Source organism: Flavobacterium seoulense (assembly GCF_000695795.1).
GTDB lineage: Bacteria > Bacteroidota > Bacteroidia > Flavobacteriales > Flavobacteriaceae > Flavobacterium > Flavobacterium seoulense.
Map to the genome: position 1 here is coordinate 1 of NZ_JNCA01000049.1, position 1,321 is coordinate 1,321.

Below are 1,321 nucleotides of genomic sequence, written 5' to 3' on the forward strand. Positions count from 1 at the left end.
GAAAATAATTGAACAATTAGAAACCTTAATGAAAGGAAGTTGTGAAAAGATATTTTTACAAAAGCTAAGTTTTTTAAATTTGAAAGATTCTTGGAGAAGCTTATATTTAGAAGATATTTTTGACTTTCATAAAGGTAGTTTGTTTTCAAAAAATGATATTTCGGAAAACGGAATCGGAAAGTGTATTCACTATGGGGAATTATTTACAATTTATAATGCCGTTATTTCTAAAGTTATTTCTAAAACCAATACAAAAGGGTTTAAAAGTAAAGTTGGAGATATTTTGATGCCAAGTTCAGATGTAACGCCATTAGGATTGGCAACTGCAAGTACAATACTAGAAGACAATATAGTTTTAGGTGGTGACATTAATATTTTAAGACCTAAGGTTAGCGTAAACTCTATTTTTATGTCCTATCTATTGAATTTTGAAAAGAAAAAAATTATAGAATTAGTTTCAGGAACTACAATAAAACATATTTATAATAAAGATTTGAAGCAAATTAAAGTTTGTATTCCAATTATTGAAGAACAAACTAAAATTGCTGATTTTCTTTCTTCTATTCAAGAAAAAATAGATATAGAAAAACAAATTTTAGAAAAATTAGAACTTCAAAAAAAGTTTCTTTTGACTAATTTGTTTGTTTGATAAAAACCGCCTTTTCAAGATCTTAAATCTTGAAAAGGCTCTAAAAATCCTTAAACAAATAGATTTTGTAATAAATATTTTTTTTGATTTTCGTATTGAGTGAGTAGCTTGGTTTCAAAGTTAATTTTTTCGTCAAGTTTTAATAAGAAATTAGAAATTTTAATTTGCTCTTGAATAGAAGGAAAAGTAATTTTTATTTCACTCATAACACCATTCATTAGTTTCGGATTTCCAACATAAGAAACATAATTTTTAGATACAGAATTAATTAATTCGGCAACACAAATATTACAATATCCATCTTGATTAATCAATACGCCACAAACATTTGTACAGTAAAATTTTCCCAAACGATAATTAACATCTCCTGCATTAGCTCCATCTGTAGTCCAAGTTATAGAATTTTCAAATAAATAATCTTTATAATATCCTACTAATCCTTTATTTTTAGTTTGTGATGAATAAACAGGGTAAGAAATACCTTTATTGTAATTAGGTTTAATTAAATTCATTGGAAGTACATTACCACGAGTTATCTTAAATATTTCTCCTATACATTTTGTTTCCCAATCAGGATAATAATTATAGTTTTCATCTTTAAACTTTAATTCTCTTGAAAATATTTTTTTTGTGATTGTAGCTTTATGTGTTTTTAAACCCTCAATTATTTTC

The 1,321-nt window shown here is 25.3% G+C and carries 2 protein-coding genes; one reads left to right on the plus strand and one right to left on the minus strand.

The genetic code is table 11. The annotated features are described in order from the left end of the window. The first annotated feature begins 28 nt into the window (after nt 1-28). Nucleotides 29-649 (plus strand): restriction endonuclease subunit S, encoded by a 621-nt coding sequence (locus FEM21_RS16010; RefSeq protein WP_152547427.1) that lies wholly within the window; start codon nt 29-31, stop codon nt 647-649. A gap of 50 nt (nt 650-699) precedes the next feature. Here FEM21_RS16010 and FEM21_RS16015 read toward each other — a convergent pair. Continuing rightward, nucleotides 700-1,321 (minus strand): restriction endonuclease subunit S (locus FEM21_RS16015; protein ID WP_035662719.1); only part of this gene is annotated, 622 nt, incomplete at its 5' end.

Excerpts from the sequence above, each read along its gene's own strand:
- FEM21_RS16010 (WP_152547427.1), top strand. The coding sequence starts at position 29 with ATGAAAGGAAGTTGTGAAAAGATATTTTTACAAAAGCTAAGTTTTTTA.